The organism is Geodermatophilus tzadiensis (assembly GCF_003002915.1).
GTDB classification, from domain to species: Bacteria; Actinomycetota; Actinomycetes; order Mycobacteriales; family Geodermatophilaceae; genus Geodermatophilus; species Geodermatophilus tzadiensis.
In genome coordinates this window covers 13,488-32,374 of sequence record NZ_PVTG01000018.1, presented here as the reverse complement: position 1 = coordinate 32,374, position 18,887 = coordinate 13,488, and the positions used below count along the sequence as shown (strand labels likewise).

General features: G+C 75.4%; 17 protein-coding genes. 13 read left to right on the top strand and 4 right to left on the bottom strand.

Features of this window, described 5'->3' with window-relative positions; translation table 11 throughout:
• The first annotated feature begins 115 nt into the window (after positions 1-115).
• From LY71_RS19535 to LY71_RS19525, 3 genes are read left to right on the top strand one after another with little or no spacing between them, the layout of a single operon-like run.
• Complete coding sequence (locus LY71_RS19535) at positions 116-1,663, top strand: FAD/NAD(P)-binding protein (RefSeq protein WP_106280847.1); 1,548 nt, start codon at positions 116-118, stop codon at positions 1,661-1,663.
• A gap of 40 nt (positions 1,664-1,703) precedes the next feature.
• Complete coding sequence (locus tag LY71_RS19530) at positions 1,704-2,138, top strand: hypothetical protein (RefSeq protein WP_106280844.1); 435 nt, start codon at positions 1,704-1,706, stop codon at positions 2,136-2,138.
• On the top strand, positions 2,138-3,664 hold the full coding sequence (locus LY71_RS19525; protein WP_106280842.1) for an FHA domain-containing protein: 1,527 nt from the start codon (positions 2,138-2,140) through the stop codon (positions 3,662-3,664). The genes LY71_RS19530 and LY71_RS19525 overlap by 1 nt, the downstream gene beginning before the upstream one ends.
• Positions 3,665-4,003: 339 nt before the next feature.
• On the opposite strand, the gene LY71_RS19520 is transcribed toward LY71_RS19525, so the two are convergent.
• Positions 4,004-6,130 (bottom strand): cation:proton antiporter, encoded by a 2,127-nt coding sequence (locus LY71_RS19520; protein ID WP_211297436.1) that lies wholly within the window; start codon positions 6,128-6,130, stop codon positions 4,004-4,006.
• 268 nt (positions 6,131-6,398) lie between these two features.
• On the opposite strand from LY71_RS19520, the gene LY71_RS19515 reads away from it, so the two are divergent.
• A complete protein-coding gene (locus LY71_RS19515; RefSeq protein WP_106280840.1) occupies positions 6,399-7,244 on the top strand; it encodes a protein kinase domain-containing protein in 846 nt (281 codons plus the stop codon).
• 67 nt (positions 7,245-7,311) lie between these two features.
• Here LY71_RS19515 and LY71_RS19510 read toward each other — a convergent pair whose 3' ends face one another.
• On the bottom strand, positions 7,312-9,144 hold the full coding sequence (locus LY71_RS19510) for a serine/threonine-protein kinase (protein ID WP_106280838.1): 1,833 nt from the start codon (positions 9,142-9,144) through the stop codon (positions 7,312-7,314).
• Positions 9,145-9,257: 113 nt separating this feature from the next.
• On the opposite strand from LY71_RS19510, the gene LY71_RS19505 reads away from it, so the two are divergent.
• Both LY71_RS19505 and LY71_RS19500 read left to right on the top strand, forming a co-directional pair.
• Complete coding sequence (locus LY71_RS19505) at positions 9,258-9,629, top strand: antibiotic biosynthesis monooxygenase family protein (RefSeq protein ID WP_245888114.1); 372 nt, start codon at positions 9,258-9,260, stop codon at positions 9,627-9,629.
• A gap of 40 nt (positions 9,630-9,669) precedes the next feature.
• The gene (locus LY71_RS19500; protein WP_106280836.1) at positions 9,670-10,629 is read left to right on the top strand and encodes a hypothetical protein; all 960 of its coding nucleotides are present in this window, start codon (positions 9,670-9,672) and stop codon (positions 10,627-10,629) included.
• 10 nt (positions 10,630-10,639) lie between these two features.
• Here the strand turns inward: LY71_RS19500 and LY71_RS19495 are convergent, their stop codons facing one another.
• On the bottom strand, positions 10,640-12,097 hold the full coding sequence (locus tag LY71_RS19495; protein WP_106280834.1) for an Nramp family divalent metal transporter: 1,458 nt from the start codon (positions 12,095-12,097) through the stop codon (positions 10,640-10,642).
• 207 nt (positions 12,098-12,304) lie between these two features.
• Here LY71_RS19495 and LY71_RS19490 point away from each other — a divergent pair, with 207 nt between their 5' ends.
• Positions 12,305-13,699, top strand: coding sequence for a glycine--tRNA ligase (locus LY71_RS19490; RefSeq protein ID WP_106280832.1), 1,395 nt, complete (start codon positions 12,305-12,307; stop codon positions 13,697-13,699).
• Here the strand turns inward: LY71_RS19490 and LY71_RS19485 are convergent.
• Positions 13,669-14,841 (bottom strand): glycosyltransferase family 9 protein, encoded by a 1,173-nt coding sequence (locus tag LY71_RS19485; protein WP_211297435.1) that lies wholly within the window; start codon positions 14,839-14,841, stop codon positions 13,669-13,671. The genes LY71_RS19490 and LY71_RS19485 overlap by 31 nt on opposite strands.
• 106 nt (positions 14,842-14,947) lie before the next feature.
• On the opposite strand from LY71_RS19485, the gene LY71_RS19480 reads away from it, so the two are divergent.
• From LY71_RS19480 to dhaK, 6 genes are all read left to right on the top strand, one after another.
• Positions 14,948-15,181, top strand: a complete 234-nt coding sequence (locus LY71_RS19480) for a type II toxin-antitoxin system VapB family antitoxin (RefSeq protein WP_211297434.1) — start codon at positions 14,948-14,950, stop codon at positions 15,179-15,181.
• A complete protein-coding gene (vapC, locus tag LY71_RS19475) occupies positions 15,178-15,597 on the top strand; it encodes a type II toxin-antitoxin system VapC family toxin (protein WP_106280825.1) in 420 nt (139 codons plus the stop codon). Before LY71_RS19480 ends, vapC begins: the two co-directional genes overlap by 4 nt.
• A 37-nt stretch (positions 15,598-15,634) precedes the next feature.
• The gene (gene dusB, locus LY71_RS19470) at positions 15,635-16,798 is read left to right on the top strand and encodes a tRNA dihydrouridine synthase DusB (RefSeq protein WP_106280823.1); all 1,164 of its coding nucleotides are present in this window, start codon (positions 15,635-15,637) and stop codon (positions 16,796-16,798) included.
• On the top strand, positions 16,795-17,265 hold the full coding sequence (locus LY71_RS19465; protein WP_106280821.1) for an Rv0361 family membrane protein: 471 nt from the start codon (positions 16,795-16,797) through the stop codon (positions 17,263-17,265). The genes dusB and LY71_RS19465 overlap by 4 nt, the downstream gene beginning before the upstream one ends.
• 263 nt (positions 17,266-17,528) lie before the next feature.
• Positions 17,529-17,774 (top strand): hypothetical protein, encoded by a 246-nt coding sequence (locus tag LY71_RS23210; RefSeq protein ID WP_146146189.1) that lies wholly within the window; start codon positions 17,529-17,531, stop codon positions 17,772-17,774.
• A 108-nt stretch (positions 17,775-17,882) separates the two neighbouring features.
• Positions 17,883-18,884: a dihydroxyacetone kinase subunit DhaK gene (gene dhaK / locus LY71_RS19455; RefSeq protein WP_106280817.1), complete on the top strand. Its 1,002-nt coding sequence runs from the start codon at positions 17,883-17,885 to the stop codon at positions 18,882-18,884.
• The last annotated feature ends 3 nt before the right edge of the window (positions 18,885-18,887 follow it).

The window sequence follows — 18,887 nt, the reverse complement described above, 5'->3', positions numbered from 1 at the left end:
CGGCTCTTGACGGGGCCCCTCCGGCGGGTCCCCGGAGCCGCGCCGGAATCCGTTGACAGGTCCACGGCGCCGACCGACAGTGGCGCCTCCCCCGACAGAGGACGGACCTCCCACCGTGAGCGAGAGCACGATCGCGCCCCAGCACGCCCGGACCCCGGCGCAGCCCGGTGACCTCACCGACCAGTTGATCGCCACCGACTCCTGGACCGACCAGATGCTGGCCGAGGCGGGCATCCCGGTCATCGACGTCCCGTTCGTCACCTTCGGGGGCGGCATCGGGTCCTTCGTGACCGTCGACTACCTGCGCATCTGCGGCGTCCCCACCAGCGCCATGCGGGTGCTGACCCCGCTGAAGATGCCGTGGGAGAGCTACGAGTACCTGACGACGGTCTCCCAGATCCCCCGGGGCGAGCGGCTGCGGTCGGACTCCTCGTCCTGCCCCGACAACATCTGGGGCTTCCCCAGCTACGCCGTCCGCGAGGCGCTGCAGGGCGACCTCAAGCAGGCCTGGAACGTGCTGGTCGAGCCGATCTTCGCGAACTACTACACGCCGAGGGCCGGGCACGCGTTCGAGTCGATGGAGAAGGAGATGCACCGGATCCGGTACCCGGAGATGGTCGTGCACGGCCAGGTCCGGATGGTCCGGCGCCGCGTGGGTGGCGGGTACTTCACCGTCCTGACCCCGCCCGAGGGGGCGACGCCGACCAAGCGGATCGCCTACCGCAGCCAGTGGGTGCACGTCGCCGTCGGCTACCCGGGCCTGAAGTTCCTGCCCGACCTGCAGCGCTACCGCAGCGAGCACAACGACTACTCGAGGGTCGTCAACGCCTACGAGCGGCACGAGCACGTCTACGAGCGGCTGCAGCAGCGCCCGGGCACCGTGCTCATCCGCGGCGGCGGCATCGTCGCCTCCCGCGTGCTGCAGCGGCTCATCGACGACCGCGACCAGCGCGGCCTGCAGACGCAGATCGTGCACCTGTTCCGCACCTACGTGGACAAGCCGCACGGCACCGGCATCCTCAAGCGGCGCAAGGGTGCCGACGGCTGGGCCTACCAGGGGTTCAACTACCCGAAGTCGGTGTGGGGCGGGCAGCTCAAGCAGCAGGTGCGCACCAGCGAGGGTGCCGAGCGCAAGCGGCTCTACGAGGAGATGGGCGGCACCAACACGCCGGTGCGGCGGGACTGGCAGGAGCAGCTCAGGCGCGGCCGCGCCGAGGGCTGGTACCGCGTGATGATCGGCTCGATCGAGGACATGCGGCCGGTCGGCGACCTGGTCGAGGTGCGGGTGGGCACCCCGGACCAGGGTCCGCACGTGGGCACCTTCGACGCCGTCATCGACTGCACCGGGCTGGAGGCGGACATCCGCGAGCACCGCGTGCTGGCCGACCTGCTCGACCACTCCGGCGCCGGGCGCAACCCGGTGGGCCGGCTCGACGTGCAGCGCAACTTCGAGGTCACCGGCACCGCGAACGGTGGGAAGATCTACGCCTCCGGCAGCGCGACCCTGGGCGGTCCGTTCCCCGGCGTCGACACCTTCTTCGGGCTGCAGATCGCCGCGCAGGAGATCGCCGACGACCTGATCAGGCAGGGCTTCGCGAGGAGGCTGGGGCCGGGACGGTCGACCAGCCAGTGGTGGAAGTGGGTCCGGAACAAGCAGATCTGACCGCCCGCGCCCCCCATCCCGACGATCGAGAGAGACACCCGTGCTGCCCACCCTCAACGGCCGCATCCAGACCAGGATCTTCCTGCTGGCCGTGGTCGGATCGATCTGGACCCTGATCATCACGCCCGTGCTGCCCACCGGGGCCTCGCTCGGCGCGTCCTACGAGGCGACCTTCTCCGTGCTCCTGGTGGTGACCGTGCTGGGCGTGCTCTGGGAGCTCGTCTACCACGGCATCCAGCAGTTCCGGTGGGAGAAGGACTGGCCCACGCTCTTCGGCCTGCTCACCGGCATCCCCGAGGGTCTGCTGGTGTGGTTCCTGTTCGCCGGCGGCGCCATCCCGTGGGTGCGCTCGTTGCCCGGCCCGGCCTTCGCCATCCACTTCGTCAGCGTGTGGCTGATCGTGTGGCTGGTGGCCAACGGCCCGATGCGCGTGCCCTTCATCCACTGGCGGATCAACGGCGGGAGACTCCTCTGATGTCGGTCCCCACGCCGCCGGTCCCGCTGGCCGGCGCGTCCGGCGCGCCGGCCACGGTGCCGCCCTTCGACCAGGTCGCCGTCCGGGTCGCCCCGGGGCGGGACCTCGTCGTGCGGCTGCCCGGGGTGCTGCTGGTCGCCGGGGTGACCACCTCCCCGGCCGGCCCGGCCACCGCGCCGGTCCGGCCGGCGCTGGTCGGCTGGGGACCGGCCCCCGTGCCCGCGGCACCGGTCGCCGCTCCGGCCGGCGACGCGCACGTCGGCGAGCTGGTCACCCTCTGCCGGCGCGTCTCGGCGGCCGGCAGCCGCGCCCCGGGGCGGCGGCTGCACGAGGAGCTGCGGGGCTGGCTCCTCACGGTGACCGACCCGCCGTCGTTCGCGGTGGCCGCCGCGACCGAGGACGGGCTGGCGCTCGTGCTCGTCGGTGGCGGCACCGCCGAGGTGCCCGACCTCGGCCTGCGCCTGACCCCGGCCGAGGGCGAGGAGCTGGCCAACGGGACGCCGGTGCTCGACCGGTTCGTCACCTGGCCGCCGGCGGCGCTGCACCTGTCGGCCGGCTCACCGGCCGACACCGCGCCGCACCCGTTGGCCGACCTCGAGGCCGGCGCCGTCCCGGGTGCCGCGGCGGTCCTGGCCCCGGCGCCGGCACCGGCGGCCGCGGGCCCCGTCCCCACGGGGACGACGCAGCTGCGGCTGCCGGCGCCGCACGTCACGCCGCCGCCGATGCCGCCGCCCCCGCGGCCGGCGGTGCCGACCCCGCCGGTGCGGCCGGCCGAGGTCGTGGCACCACCCGCGCCGCCGCACGACCACGCCGCGCACGACCACGCGCACCACGGCGACCACGCGGCCCACGGTCACGCCGCCCCGCCGCCGGTCGCGCCGGTCCCGCCTCCGGTCGAGCCCGCCCCGCCGCCGGTGGAGCTGCCCGCGCCCAAGAAGTCGGCGCTGCTATTCGGCGACGCCGCTCCGCCCGAGCCACGGCGCGAGCCGCTGCCCATGCCGGGTGCCGAGCCCGCCGCGAGTGCCCCGGCAGGCGAGCCCGAGGACGAGCGTCCGCAGGTCAAGGGCATCCGCTGCAAGAACGGGCACCTCAACGACCCGCGCGCCGGGTTCTGCGCGCTGTGCGGCATCCGCACGACGCAGCAGACCGCGGTGCTCGTCGAGGGTCCGCGCCCGCCGCTGGGGCTGCTGGTCTTCGACGACGGCGCGACGGTCAGCCTGGACACGGACTACCTGGTCGGCCGGGAGCCGGAGACCGACGAGCGCGTCGCCTCCGGCCAGCTGCGGCCGCTGCTGGTGGTCGACCCGACCGGGGGCGTCAGCCGGCACCACGCCGAAATCCGCCTCGAGGGCTGGGACGTGCTGCTGGTCGACACCGGCTCGGCCAACGGCACGCTCGTCGCCCCGCGCGGTGCACCCGGCTGGTCGTCGCTGGTGCCCGACCAGCCGATCCGGCTGACCCCGGGCACGGCCGTGCGCATGGGCGGCCGCCAGTTCGCCTTCGAGTCACCCCACGGCGGCTTCTGACCGCACCGGTCCCGGCGCCCGCCTCCCACCCGGGAGGCGGGCGCCGCTGCGTCCGGGGCCTGGGCACCTCCGGCGCCCGGTCGTGCTCTGCCCACGCCGGCGGGGCAGAGCACGAGGGAGAACCACGGAGGTCAGCCGCCGTTCCTCGTGCTCTGCCCACGGTGGCGGGGCAGAGCACGAGGGAGAACCACGGAGGTCAGCCGCCGTTCCTCGTGCTCTGCCCACGGTGGCGGGGCAGAGCACGACCGAGCGCCGCGAGGACAGGTGCCCCCGCGGCAGCGCCCGGACGCGTCGGAGCCCGCGCCCCCCGGCGGGTGACGCGGGCTCCGACGGCGGGGTTCAGACCGACTCGGCGCGGGGCGTCCCCGGACGGGCGGCGGGGGCGAGGGCGGCCAGCGTCTCGTCCATGTCGCGGTCGGCGTCGGCGGTGCCGGCGTGCACCAGCAGGATCGGCGTCAGGTCGTCCGCGGCCGGCACCGGCGCCGCACCGGCGGGGGCGACCAGCAGCGCCGGGAGCGCCTCGGCGTCGGCGGCGACGTGCACCCCCGCCCGGCGCAGCGAGTCGGCGACGGTGCGCCGGACCCCGCGCCGGCCGCCGGACCGCAGCTGCAGCAGCGCCGACCTGCCGACCGCCGCGTGCGCGGCCACCCGCAGGGCCGCGCGGCCGTCGGCGTCGGCGTCCTGCACCACGGCGACCGGCCCGCCCGGCTGCAGCCCGGCCTCGCCCAGTTCACCGGAGACCACGACCACCGACCCGTGCAGCGACGGCGGCCACGGGGTGCCCGTCCCGGCGGCGAGCGCTCCCTCGGCGATGCCCCAGCCGCTGCGCACGAGCACCACGTCGGCCGCACTGCTGCCGGCCAGGTCGGCGACCTCGGCCCACGGGTCCTCGCTGAAGCGCGAGGCCACCGAGGCCCGCAGGCCGCGCTCCTCGACACGGCGGGCCAGCGTCCGCAGCTCGCCGGCCACGGTCGCCATGAGCTCGAGGTCGGCACCCAGGCCGCTGGACACCTCCGGCTTGGGCCGCGACCGGCGCACCACCCGGGTGAGCACGACCTGGGCCGGCCGCTCGCGGCCGACGAGGTCGCAGGCGAGGTCGACCAGGCCGGTGTCGCGGTCGAGGTCGTCGACGACCACCACGACGGTGTAGGCGTCGGTCAGCCCCATCTCGGCCCGCTCGGCCGCCGCGATGTCGCGCTGCAGGATCCGCTTCGGGTAGATGACGTTGAGCAGCGGCGAGGCCATCACCGTCGTCACCACGGCCATGATCACCATCAGGGTGAACATCTCGCCGTCGAGGACGCCCTGCTGCACGCCGATGTTGAGGATGACCAGTTCGGTGAGCCCGCGGGTGTTCATCAGCGTCGCCAGGGCGGTGGCCTGCCGCCGCGGGACGCGCTGCGCGCGGGCCGCGGCGAACGCGCCGACGAACTTGCCGGAGATCGCGACCAGCAGGATCAGCGCCAGCTCGCCCACGCCGGTCAGGTCGATCGCGCCGACGTCGACGTTGAGGCCGGTGACCACGAAGAACACCGGCAGCAGGAGCAGCACGCTGACCTGCTCGAGCCGGTCGATGATCTCGTGGTTGAGCCGCGCCGCGCCCTTGCGCGGCATGACGACGCCGAACAGGAACGCCCCGAAGATGAAGTGGATGCCGATCTCCTCGGCCACCCACGCGCTGGCGAGGATGCCGATGAGCACGCCGGCGAGCATCTCCGGCGTCAGCTGCCCCAGCCGCTCGTAGGTCGTCACCAGCACCCGCAGCAGCGGCTTGACGACCAGGAACATCACCAGGGCGAAGACGATCGACAGGCCCAGGATCAGCACCACGCCGGTGAACGAGCTCGCCGCCACGATCGCCACGACGACGGCCAGCAGGCACCAGGCCAGGACGTCGTCGACGGCGGCGCAGGCCAGTGCCAGCACCCCGGTGGGGATCCGGTGCATCTGCCGCTCGGCCAGGATGCGGGCCAGCACCGGGAACGCCGTGATCGACATGGCCACGCCCAGGAACAGCGCGAACCCGAGGAACGGGATCACCGACGTCGCGCCGTCCGCCGCGGTGAAGACGTCGTGGTGGGTGTGCAGGTAGGTGGCCAGCAGCACCCCGAGCGCGAACGGCAGCAGGATTGAGGCCATCGACACCGAGACGGCGACCTTCTCCCGGCCGCGGATGAACGACAGGTCGACCTCGAGGCCGATGAGGAACATGAACAGGACCAGGCCCAGCTGCGCCAGCACGTTGAGGAACGGCCGGATGTCGGGCGGGAACAGCAGGGTGTCCAGGTCGCCGGGCAGGGCGCCCAGCAGGGTCGGGCCGAGCATGATGCCGGCGACGATCTCGCCGACGACGGCGGGCTGGCCGACCTTGACCGCCAGCCGGCCCATGAGCCGGGCGATCACCATGATCACCGCCAGGTCGATGAAGACGTAGGCGATGATCTCTGCGACGGGGCGCGGCTCCACGGCTGCTCCGGGGGTGTCGAGGTGTCCGGGTCACGGTGCCCGGACGCCTGCGGGCAGGGCCGCGACGACCCCGTCCCGCCGGGGGACCCGGGCGGTGCGGGCGCGGATGCTAGCCCCGGCCGGCACCGCGTAGGGGGTTCGCGGACGCGGGACGGCGGCGGGCGCGAACGGCTTCCGGGACCGCGGGGCGGGCGGCACACTGACCCGCTGCCGCGCACCAGCGGCGTCCCGGCTGGGCCGGGGAGCAACAGAGTTCAGGAGGACGTGGATGGATGCCGTCGGCCTGGTGGGCGCGGCGCCCGCCAACATCGCGGACTACCAGGTGGTCCGCGTGCTGGGGGAGGGCAACAACGGCCGCTTCTACCTCGCCCGCCCGCCGGCCCGCCTCGGGCTGCCCGACGAGTACGTCGCGGTCAAGGTCTTCACCGGCACGCACAGCGAGCAGGCCTACGAGCGCGGGGTGCGCGAGCTGCGGGCGTTCGCGCAGGTGGCCTCGCCCTACCTGGTCCGGGTCTACGACGCGGTGCTGCAGGACAGCTTCCTGTACGCGATGGAGTACTGCCCGCTCGGCTCGCTGGCCGCGCCGGCCCGGCCGCTGAGCCGCGGCGAGGTGCTGCGGGCGGTGGCGCACGCCGCGCACGCCGCGCACGCCCTGCACGAGGCCGGCCTCACCCACGGCGACATCAAGCCGGCCAACGTCCTGCTCACCGACGAGGGCGGCAAGCTCTCCGACCTGGGCCTGGCGCGCTACCTCGCCCCGGGCGTGACCCTGACCGGCATGGCCAGCGCCGCCTCGGTGGAGTACCTGGACCCGGCGCTGCTGCGCGGCGACCGCCCGTCGCGCGCCACGGAGGTGTTCGCCCTGGGCGCCACGCTCAACCGGGCGCTGACCGGCACCGGCCTCTACGGCGAGCTGCCCGACGGCGAGCCGCTGCTGGCCATCCGCCGGGTGATGAGCGCCGAGCCCGCGATCAGCCCGGGTCTGACCGACGACGAGGCCGCGCTGGTGTCGGAGTGCCTGGCCCCGGTGGGGCAGCGCCCGCCGACCGCCGAGCAGGTGGCGCTGCGGCTCGACCGGCTGGCCGCGGCGGCGCTGGGCGGCGTCCGCGCCTGAGCCCGCACGCGACGAGGGCCCGTCCCCACCGGCCGGTGGGGACGGGCCCTCGTCGTGGCGGTCCTGTTCAGCCGGCCCGGAAGTCGCTCTGGTCGGCGTCGTTCCACCAGGTCCACAGGTCGGCCAGCCCGGCCTCGCCGCCGCCGGCGACCACCACGTGCCCCTCCGCGGCGACGTCGTCCTGGGTCCAGGCGAGGTTGGCGTCGCCCTCGTCGTCGACCCAGCAGGCCACCCGACCGGCGAGCTCCCCGTCGGGGCCGTCGTACCCGCGGTAGCCCTGGGCGTCGGGGCAGTCGGTGCTGCCGAGCGGGGAGAGCCCGACGCCGGTCACGTCGGAGACGAACACCGCGTCGACCGCGGCGCCGTCCTCGTAGAGGTAGAAGAAGGCGACCTGCGGGCCGGGCTGCTGCCGCGCCGCGCCGCACTGCAGGGCGGCGAGGTCGCCGTCACCGGCGGCGCCCTGCGTCGTGCAGGAGGCGGCGTCGAAACCGGCCGGCAGCACGGCGCGCAGCTGCTCCTCCGGGTCGGGCTCGGGGTCGGTGGTGGCGCCCGCGCCGCTCGAGGTCCCGGCCTGTCCGCTGCTGCCGCCGGCCTGGGGGGTGTCGGTCGTGGTGTCACCCGACCGGCCGGCGAGGGCGACGACCGCCACGACGGCGAGCACGACGACCGCCGCGAGCCCGGCCAGGACCACCGGCAGCCTGGTGCTCCTGCGCTGTCCGGAGGGCGACGCCCCACCCGGCGACGGGAAGCCCGGACCCGCGGGCGGGAAGCCCGGACCCGGCGGCGGGCCGTAGCCGGCGGACGGGCCCGGGTTCGACGGCGGGCCGTACCCGACGGACGGGCCGGGGTTCGACGGCGGGCCGTAGCCCACGGGCGGGCCCGGGTTCGACGGCGGGCCGAACGCGGTGGGCAGGCCGGGGCTCGACGGCGGCCCGTAGCCGGCCGCGGGGACCCCGGGGGAGGACGGCGGACCGTAGCCGGTGGCCCCGAAGCCCACGGTCTGCGGCCGCACCGGCAGCGGCGTGACCGCCGTCGGCGGGGCCGCCTCGGGCCGGGCCGCCACGCCCACCGAGGCGAGTGCCGCCCGCGCCGCCGCGGCCAGCTCGCCGCAGCTCGCGTACCGCTCGCCGGGCTCCTTGGCCAGCCCGCGGGCGACCACGTCGTCGAGCGCCCGGGGCAGGCCCGGACGCAGAGCCGACGGCGGCGGCGGCGTGGTGTTGAGGTGGGCGTACATCAGCGTGGCCAACCCGTCGCCGGTGAACGGGCGGCGCGCGGTGAGGCACTCGAAGAGCACGCAGGCCAGGGCGTAGACGTCGACCCGCCGGTCGATCGGCCTCTCGAGGAAGCGCTCGGGCGCCATGTAGTCGAACGACCCGAGCGCCGCGCCGGTCTGGGTGAGCGCCGGGCCCTGCGCGTCCGACGTCGACCGGGCGATGCCGAAGTCGACGAGGTAGACGAACTCGTCGTCGCCGGTGCCGGTGAGCAGCACGTTCGACGGCTTGACGTCGCGGTGCACCAGGCCGTCGGCGTGCGCGGCGTCCAGCGCCCGGGCGATCTGGCCGACCACCGACACCGCCCGCTCGGGGCTCATCGGCCCCTCCTCGGCCAGCACCGCGGCGACGTCGCGGCCGGGCACCAGACGCATGTCGAGGAACAGCCGGCCCTCGACCTCCCCGTAGCGGTGGATGGGCACGATGTGCGGCTCGTTGAGGCGGGCGGCCAGGTGCGCCTCGCGCCGGAAGCGCTCCCGGTAGCCCGTGTCGGCCGCCAGGTGCTCGGAGAGCACCTTCAGCGCCACCGTGCGGTCGTGCTCGGTGTCGAAGGCGCGGTAGACCTCGCCCATCCCGCCGCGGCCGAGCAGCGCCTCGATGCGGTAGGGGCCGAACTGTTGCAACTCCACCGGTCGTCCTCCGTGTGCCGCAGCCGGGGTGCTCGTCGGATCCGGCGTCCGGTGCGGGGTCGTCGGCGGAGTCTAGGGACGGCGACCCGGGCCCGGCCAGCACCGTCGTCGCGGTGGAGCGGACCGTCACCGCGCCCGCCGTCGGAGCCGTCGGCGTCCGCGCGCTGCGGCACGATGGGCCGGTGTTCGCGGTGACCCGGCTGCGGGTGTCCCAGGCGTCGGCGGCCGGCCTGCCCGCCGACCTCGACCGGCTGCTCGCGGCCCTCGCCGCCCGGCCTGGCTTCCTCGGCGGTGAGTCCGGCCGCTGCGCCGACGACCCGGGGCTGTGGGCGCTGGTGACCCGGTGGGACGGCGTGGGCTCCTACCGCCGCGCGCTCTCGGCCGCCGAGGTCAAGGTGGCGGGGGCGCCGGTGTGGCTGCACGCCGTCGACGAGCCCGGCGCCTTCCTGCCGCTGCGGGACTCCCCGGGCGACGGGGGTGCGTAGCCTGCGTCGGACAGGACGAGCAGGCCCGGGAGGACAGGCGATGACCCAGCCGCCGCAGGACGGGACGCCGCCCGACCGCACGCGCGAGGCCCGCCTCCCGCCCGTCCCGGGGCGTCCGGCGGTGCCCGACGAGCCCACCGACCGGCTGCCCGGCGGTCCGCCGGAGCAGCGGGACCCCACCCTGCGGCTCGGCGGCCCGGTACCGCAGCAGCCACCGGCGCCGGGGCAGGCTCCCTGGGGCCAGCAGCCCCCGTACGGCCAGCAGCCGGCCTGGGGCCAGCAGCCGCCCTACGGCCAGCAGGCGTCCTGGGGCCCGCCGCCGTACGGCCCGCCGGGCGGGCCCGGCCAGGGCGCTCCGGGCTACGGCGCCCCCGGCTACGGCGGCCCCGGGTACGGCCCGCCGCCGCAGCGGCCGAGGAGGAGCCGCGGCCCGCTGGTCGCCCTGCTCGTGGCACTGGGCGTCCTGCTCGTCGCCGGCGGCGTCCTGGCCGCGGTGCTGCTCACCCGCGGGGACGACGGACCCGCCGCCGCACCCACGAGCCGGTCGACGCCCGCGCCGTCGACTACCTCCACCACCTCCACCTCCCCGGCGCCGTCGACGTCGGCCGGCCCCACGGGCGAGGGCGGGTTCGGCGGCGGCGCCGGCGCGCCCACCGGCGGTGGCGGTGGCGGCGGGACGGGGGAGTTGAACCTCCCCGAGAGCCCGGACTTCGCGGCCGCGTGGGTGCAGGCGGTGGTCGACCGCGACGGCGAGGCGGCCTACGCCGACCTGTGCACCGACGGGCAGGCACAGCTCGCCGACCCCGACGCGCTGCTGGCCGACTTCGACGCCTTCCTCGGCGGGCGGATCGTCGAGGGCTCGGCCACCGGCGCGGCGGCCGCGGGCGACGTCGACGAGGTCACCTTCGACGTCACCCTCGACACCGGTGCGCAGGTCTCGTTCGTGGTCACCGTCGCCGACGAGGGCCGGCCGACCGTCTGCGGGTACGCCCAGGCCTGACCGGCCGCCGTCAGCCGCCGAAGAGGGTCTGCAGCTGCGCGCGGAAGGTCAGCACCGACAGCGTGCCGAACAGCAGCACCGCCCAGACCAGGGCCGCCAGCCGCACGCCGCGCACTCGGACCGGTGCGGGCAGGACCTTCCGGTTGACCAGGATCAGCAGGCCCGCGTAGACGAACATCATGAACCCGCCGACGACGGCGGAGATGACCAGCAGCACCAGGGGCTGGTCGAGGCCGGCGAGCAGCACGACCACGCCGATGGCGATCAGGCCCCACACCAGGCCCGAGTAGACCTTGCTCTCGTTGGCGTCCCGGGCGTACGAGGTCTTGATGACGTCGGCGGCGAGCCGGCTGGTGTAGTCGACGATCCCGAGCGCGGCGGCGAAGAGCGCGAACGCGCCGACCGCCCAGAAGAAGTACTGGAACCAGGTGCCGACCCGCTCGCCGAGCACCTGGCCCTCGATCTCGATGAAGCCGATGTCGTTGGCGACGTCGTCGCGGCCGAAGACCGTCGAGTACGCCAGGAGGGAGGTGAACAGGATGGTGACGAAGGTGATCAGGACGAACGTGCTCAGCTGCTCGACGTTGGCGAAGCGCCACCACCCGCGCCACCGCCGCATGTTGTCCGGGGTCGGCTCGAACACGTACCCGGTGCTCGGCACCGCCTCCGGCTCACCGGTCACCGGGCTGACCAGCCGGGGCACGTAGGCGCCCATCCCGAAGCCCTTGTCGCGGATCCAGTTGGACTGCACGAGGTTCTGCCCGCCGCCCCCACCGGCGAAGGCCAGCGCGCCCAGCAGCAGCGCGAAGCCCAGCTCCTCGACCGGGATGCGCGGCCGGGTCACCACCTGGGGCACGTCGGACCACGCCGCGGCGCCCACCGCCACGACCGCGGCGACGGCGAAGAGGACCAGCACCGCGGCGACCTTGAGCATCTGCGCCCGCTCGAGCGCCACGTACACCACGGGGGCCAGGGTGAGGATCAGGCCGATCGCCACCAGCATGCCGATCGCGATCCAGCGCGGCTCCCCGCCGACCAGGTAGGTGACCAGGGTCGCCGAGCTCGTCGACCACCCCGGCCACAGGTTGGCGAAGTAGGTGAGCAGCGCGAAGACCAGTCCCCAGTGCCGCCAGAACCGGCTGAACCCGGTGAGCGCGGTCTCGCCGGTGGCCAGCGTGTACCGCTCGATCTCCATGTTGAGGAAGTACTGGGTGAGCAGCCCGACGAGGGCCGCCCAGACGAAGACCAGCCCCACCTGCGAGGCGATGTAGGGGTAGAGGATGAACTCCCCGGACGCCAGGCCGACGCCGGCGGCGATGATGCCCGGACCGATCAGCCGCAGGTACCGCCGTGGCTCCTCGGGCAGGTCCCGGACCTCGGGGCGCGGGTGGTGGCGCGTGGGGAAGGCGCCGGCGACGTCCCCGCCCGGCGTGTCCCCGACGGTGCCGGCGCGGTCTGACCTGGTCATCGGACCTCCTCCGGCGCGGCCGCTGCTCGACCCCGCCGTCTCGTCGCTGCCTGGGAGGTCACTGTGCCCGGGGCCGGGCGGCGACACCAGACGACCTGCGGCGACGCCGCCCGCCGACGCCCCCGTCCCGCGGGCGGTCCCGGCGCCGCGGGCGACTACCGTGGGCCGGTCAGCCGCCGACCGCCAGCCGGATGGAGCACCCCGCTCGTGAGCAACACCCCGCACGACCCCGCCCGCCTCGACAAGGTGGTCAACCTCTGCAAGCGCCGGGGGTTCGTCTTCCCCTCCGGTGAGATCTACGGCGGCACCCGCTCCGCCTGGGACTACGGGCCCCTCGGCGTCGAGCTCAAGGACAACATCAAGAAGCAGTGGTGGCGCACCGTCGTGCAGAGCCGGGACGACGTCGTGGGCCTGGACTCCTCGGTGATCCTGCCGCGCCAGACCTGGGTCGCCTCCGGTCACGTCGGCGTCTTCACCGACCCGCTGACGGAGTGCCAGAACTGCCACAAGCGCTTCCGGGCCGACCACCTCGAGGAGGCCTTCGAGGCGAAGAAGGGCCGGCTGCCCGAGGGCCTGACCGAGGTCACCTGCCCGAACTGCGGCGTGACCGGCCAGTGGACCGAGCCGCGCGACTTCAACATGATGCTCAAGACCTACCTCGGCCCCGTCGAGGACGAGTCGGGGCTGCACTACCTGCGCCCGGAGACCGCGCAGGGCATCTTCGTCAACTTCGCCAACGTCATGGGCGCCGCCCGGAAGAAGCCGCCGTTCGGCATCGGCCAGATCGGCAAGTCGTTCCGCAACGAGATCACGCCGGGCAACTTCGTCTTCCGCACCCGCGAGTTCGAGCAGATGGAGATGGAGTTCTTCGTCGAGCCCGGCAGCGACGAGCAGTGGCACCAGTACTGGATCGACGAGCGCACCCGCTGGTACACCGACCTCGGGATCTCGCCGGACAACCTGCGGCACTTCGAGCACCCGAAGGAGAAGCTGAGCCACTACTCGAAGCGCACCGTCGACATCGAGTACCGCTTCGGCTTCCAGGGCTCGGAGTGGGGTGAGCTCGAGGGCATCGCCAACCGCACCGACTTCGACCTGTCCACGCACAGCGAGCACTCCGGCGTCGACCTGTCCTACTTCGACCAGGGCAGCAACACCCGCTGGACGCCCTACGTCATCGAGCCGGCCGCCGGCCTGACCCGCTCGCTGATGGCCTTCCTCGTCGAGGCCTACACCGAGGACGAGGCGCCCAACGCCAAGGGCGGCGTCGACACGCGCACGGTGCTGCGGCTGGACCCGCGGCTGGCGCCGGTGAAGGCCGCCGTCCTGCCGCTGTCGCGCAACGCCGACCTCTCGCCCAAGGCGCGCGACCTGGCCGCGCAGCTGCGCCGCACCTGGAACGTCGACTTCGACGACGCCGGCGCGATCGGCCGCCGCTACCGCCGGCAGGACGAGGTCGGCACGCCGTTCTGCCTCACCGTCGACTTCGACACCCTCCAGGACCAGGCGGTGACCGTCCGGGAGCGCGACTCGATGAGCCAGGAGCGCGTCGCCCTGGACCGGGTCGAGTCCTACCTCGCCGCGCGCCTGCCCGGCTGCTGACCCGGCCGCCGCTCCCGGCCGTCCTCGGCGGCGGGGGAGACGGCGGGGCCGCCGCCCTCGAGCAGGTCGAGGGCGGCGGTCAGCACGGCCGCGACCGGCACGTCGGCGACCAGTGACCGGTCGTGCCCGCAGCGGGACCGGCGCTGGTCGGTGCCGCAGACGGGGCAGTCGGTGCGGGCGGAGACGGCCACGCGGTGCCGCCGGCGGGTGAGCGGGCCGGCGTTGAGCAGGTTGCGCTCGAGGAAGACGCCGACCGTCGCCGTCCCCACGGCCTCGGCGAGGTGCCGCGGCCCGGAGTCGTTGGCCACCACCAGCCGGCAGCGGGCCAGGACGCCGGCCAGCGCGCCGAGCGACAGCCGGCCGACCAGGTCCAGGAGCGGGGCCGACGACGCCGCGCGGATCGCGTCGGCCGCCCGCCGGTCGTCGGCGCCGGAGCCGACCAGCACCACCTGCACGCCCTCGGCGGCCAGCGCGTCGGCGACGGCGGCGAAGCACCCGGCCGGCCAGCGGCGCCGCGGGTCCTGGGCGCCGGGGTGCAGCGCGACCAGCGGTCCGGGTCCGGCGGGCAGCACCGCGTCGGCGGCCGCGACGTCGGCCGGGGTGAGGGCCAGCCGCGGCTGCAGCTCCACCGGGACGGCGCCGACCAGCCCGGCCACCTCCAGGCAGCGCAGCACCTCGTGCTGGTCGTGCGCGTAGGGCAGGTCGCGGTCGAGGGCCGGGGCGCCGGTGTCGCGGGCACCGGCGGTCACCCGGGCGCCGAGGGCGGACACCAGCGGGTTGGAGTTGCCGCCCCCGCCGTGCAGCTGCAGCGCGAGGTCGTAGCCCTCCGCCCGCTGGGCGGCGAGGAAGTCCCGCACCTCGGCGGTGTCGCGCGAGGCGCCCGGCTCGTCGCGGACGCCCGGCCACGGCGGGACGACGACCACCCGGTCCCACGGTCCGGGCCGGCCCTCCAGCAGCCCCGGGTGCCACGGCGCGCCCAGGTAGGTGACCTCCGCGTCGGGGTAGGCGGCCCGCAGCGCGGCCAGCGCCGGGAGCGTCAGCACCAGGTCGCCGAGGAAGTTGGCCCGCAGGACGGCGATCCGCTCGACGCCGGGCACGAGGGTTCCCGCTGCCCTCGGCGGTGCGGGGAACGACCTCGGCACGCGGTCCTCCTGGTCTCGGGTGGGCGGAGACCCCCTCTGCCCAGCGCGGGCCCGTCCCATGCCCGGCGCTCCGTCCCGCCGAGGACACACCCGCGTACACCTCGGTGTGTACGGGGTCCTCGCGGGCCGGACCAACATCGACATCGACGACGACCTGGTCGACCGGGTCATGCGGCGGTACGGGCTGCGCCCCAAGAAGGACGCCGTCGACTCCGCCCTCCGGCAGGTCAGCGCGGCGCCCATGAGCCCGCGCGAGATGCACGCCATGCGCGGCAGCGGGTGGGAGGGCGACCTCGACGCGCTCCGCCGCGGGGAGGCCGGGGAGCCGGTCGACCGGTGACCGTCCTCGTCGACTCGTCGGTGTGGACCGCCTACCTGCGCGGGGACGGGGGGATCGAGACCGACCTGCTCCACGCGCTCATCGCCGACGGGGAGGCGGCCGCGACCGACGTCGTGCTCCTCGAGGTGCTCGCCGGGACGACCGACGAGGAGCGCGCCGGGCAGCTCGCCCGCTTCCTCGCCGGCGCCGAGCTCCTCCGGCAGGAGTCCCCGGTCGACGCGGAGACCGCGGCCGCCCTGTACCGGGCCTGCCGGCGGGCGGGGGACACGCCGCGCTCGCTGAACGACTGCGTGGTGGCCGCCGTGGCGCTGCGGCACGGTGTCGGTGTGCTGCACCGCGACCGCGACTTCGCCGTCCTGGCGCGGCACACCGGGCTGCGGACCGTGCCGGACACCTCCGGCCGACCCCGCGGGTGACCCCGGCCACGGCCGGCCGCGACCTACCCTGGGCGTCGTGACCGCCACCCTCGAGCCGACGTCGACGGCGCTGCCGCCGCTGCGGCTCGGGCCGCTGACGGTGGACCCCGCGGTGGTGCTCGCGCCGATGGCGGGCATCACCAACCCCGCGTTCCGGACGCTGTGCCGCGAGTTCGGCGCCGGCCTCTACGTGTGCGAGATGATCACCACGCGGGCGCTGGTCGAGCGCAACGAGAAGACCCTGCGGATGATCCGGGCCACGCCCGAGGAGGCGGCGGCCGGGTTCTCCGTGCAGCTCTACGGCGTCGACCCGGCCACCGTCGGGCGCGCGGTGGAGATGCTCGTCGACGAGCAGGTCGCCGGCGTCCGCCCCGCGCACGTCGACCTCAACTTCGGCTGCCCGGTGCCCAAGGTGACCCGCAAGGGCGGCGGCTCGGCGCTGCCGTGGCGACGCGTGCTCTTCCGCGACATCGTGCGCGCCGCCGTCCGCGCGGCGCGCGACGTCCCGGTGACGGTCAAGACCCGCATCGGCATCGACGCCGACCACGTCACCTACCTCGACGCCGGCCGGATCGCCCAGGACGAGGGCGCCGCCGCGATCACCCTGCACGGGCGCACCGCCGACCAGCTCTACAGCGGCACCGCCGACTGGGCGCCGATCGCCCGCCTGGTGGAGAGCGTCGACATCCCGGTGCTGGGCAACGGCGACGTCTGGGAGGCCGACGACGCACTGCGGCTGGTCCGCGAGACCGGGTGCGCCGGCGTCGTCATCGGCCGCGGCTGCCTGGGCCGGCCGTGGCTGTTCGGCGACCTGGCCGCCGCCTTCGCGGGGGAGACCCGGCGGGCGCTGCCGACGCTGCGCGAGGTGGCCGCGGTCATGCTCCGGCACGCGCAGCTGCTGTCGGCCGAGCAGGGCGAGCTGCACGGCTGCACCGACTTCCGCAAGCACGTCGCCTGGTACCTCAAGGGCTTCTCGGTCGGCTCCGACGTGCGCCGCGCGCTGGCCATGGTCGGCTCGCTCGACGAGCTGGCCGGGCTGCTCGACCGGATCGAGGACCAGCCCTACCCGACGGCGGTCCTCGGCGGGCCCCGCGGGCGCACCAGCAGCCCGCGACCGGTGGCGCTGCCCGAGGGCTGGCTCGACGACCGCGACGACCCGCGCCCGCCGGCGGGCGCCGAACTGGAGACGAGCGGCGGATGAGCGGCCCCTACCTGTACGACGAGGGCCCGGAGGCGCTGCACACCGGGAAACCGCGCACCCGCAACAGGTTCATCATCGGGATGCTGGGCGGCACGGCCGCGGTCGCGGTGGCCGCGGTGGTGGCCCTGCCGCTGGTCAAGGGCTCCGCCGAGGACCAGGCCCGCGAGGTGGTCGGCGTCTATCTGGCCGCCCTGGAGGCCGGGGACACCGAGACCGCCGGCGAGCTGCTGTGCGAGGCCGAGCGGGACCGGGCCGAGGAGGAGGGCCTCGAGGCGGGGGAGCGGGCGCTCGAGTACGTCCCGTCGGGCACCGGCGAGGTGGTCGGCGTGCAGCCCGGCGAGCTCGACGGGCAGGACTCGCAGGAGGTCCGCGTCCGCTGGGACGACGGCGCCGCGAGCACCGAGACCACGCTGACCGTCGTCCTCGAGGACGGCCCGCGCGTCTGCGGCAGCTCGCCCGCGGGCTGACCGGGGAGCGCACACCGAGGCGCGACGGGATCCCTGGCGCCCCCGGGGGGCGGCTGTCACCATGTGCGCCGCCCGTCCGGAGGTCCGGCGGGTCCTGCTCGAGAGGAACGACGTTGTCGCAGCCGCCCCACCAGCCGGCGCCATACGCCCCGGCCGGGCAGTACGCCTCCTACCCGCCGGTCCCTGCGGCGCCGTACCCACCGGCCGCCGTCCCGGCCCCGCCGCAGCCGCCCGTGCCCCGCTCCGCCGTGCCCCGCTCCGCCGTGCCACAGCCCGCCGCGCCCACCCAGGTGGTGCACCCCGGCCAGGTGCAGCTGCCGCCGCGGCCGCAGTTCGCGCCGACGCCCCAGCAGGCCCCGCGGCTGCCGCAGGGCGCGCTGGCCAGCGGCTTCCCGGACTACCGCTCGCCGGCCCCCTCGCCGGTGAACCGCACCGGCCTCTACGTCGGCATCCTCGTCTGCCTGCTCACCCTCGTCTTCGCCGTCGTCGGGTTCGCCGTCGTCGCCTGACGGGCCCGCGACCGGGCGCCGGCGTCGCGACGGGTGCGGGCGGACGGCTGGTGGGTGTCCACTGCCACCAGCACGTCCCCATCTGCGACCCGACGAGGAGCCCCGGTCATGAAGAAGCTGATCAACGACCCCGCGGACGTCGTCCCCGAGGCGCTCGCCGGCATCGAGGCCGCGCACCCCGACCTGCGGGTGGACCACGCCAACCGGGTCGTCCACCGGGCGGACCTGCCGCGGCCGGGCAAGGTCGGTCTGGTGTCGGGCGGCGGCTCCGGGCACGAGCCGCTGCACGGGGGCTTCGTCGGGCTCGGCATGCTCGACGCGGCGTGCGCCGGCGAGGTGTTCACCTCCCCCGTGCCCGACCAGGTGCTGGCCGCGACGAAGCTCGCCGACAGCGGCGCCGGCGTGCTGCACGTGGTGAAGAACTACACCGGCGACGTCATGAACTTCGAGATGGCCGCGGAGCTCGCGGAGTCCGAGACCGGCTCGCGCGTGGTGGCGGTGGTGACCGACGACGACGTCGCCGTCCAGGACAGCACCTGGACGGCCGGCCGCCGCGGCGTCGGCGTGACGGTGCTGCTGGAGAAGATCGCCGGCGCGGCGGCCGAGCAGGGCCGGTCCCTCGACGAGGTCGCCGAGGTGGCCCGCCGGGTGGACGCGAACGGCCGGAGCATGGGCGTGGCGCTGACCAGCTGCACCGTGCCGGCCGTGGGCCACCCGACGTTCGAGCTCGGCGAGGGCGAGATGGAGCTCGGCGTCGGCATCCACGGCGAGCCCGGGCGGGAGCGGGTGCCGCTGGCGCCGGCGCGCGACATCGCCGCGATGCTCGTCGAGCCGGTCCTGGCCGACCTGCCCTTCGGCCGCGGGGACCGGGTGCTCTGCTTCGTCAACGGGCTCGGCGGCACCCCGCTCCTCGAGCTGTACGTGCTCTACAACGAGGTGCACCGCATCCTCACCGGCTCCGGCCTCGACGTCGCCCGGTCCCTGGTGGGGCCCTACATCACCTCGCTGGACATGGCCGGCTCGTCCGTGACGCTGCTGCGGGTCGACGACGAGCTCCTGTCGCTGTGGGACGCCCCCGTGCGCACCCCCGCCCTGCGGTGGGGGGTCTGAGCG

Excerpts from the sequence above, each read along its gene's own strand:
- LY71_RS19525 (WP_106280842.1), top strand. The coding sequence starts at position 2,138 with ATGTCGGTCCCCACGCCGCCGGTCCCGCTGGCCGGCGCGTCCGGCGCG.
- LY71_RS19515 (WP_106280840.1), top strand. The coding sequence starts at position 6,399 with ATGGATGCCGTCGGCCTGGTGGGCGCGGCGCCCGCCAACATCGCGGAC.
- LY71_RS19500 (WP_106280836.1), top strand. The coding sequence starts at position 9,670 with ATGACCCAGCCGCCGCAGGACGGGACGCCGCCCGACCGCACGCGCGAG.
- LY71_RS19495 (WP_106280834.1), bottom strand. The coding sequence starts at position 12,097 with ATGACCAGGTCAGACCGCGCCGGCACCGTCGGGGACACGCCGGGCGGG.
- LY71_RS19465 (WP_106280821.1), top strand. The coding sequence starts at position 16,795 with ATGAGCGGCCCCTACCTGTACGACGAGGGCCCGGAGGCGCTGCACACC.
- dhaK (WP_106280817.1), top strand. The coding sequence starts at position 17,883 with ATGAAGAAGCTGATCAACGACCCCGCGGACGTCGTCCCCGAGGCGCTC.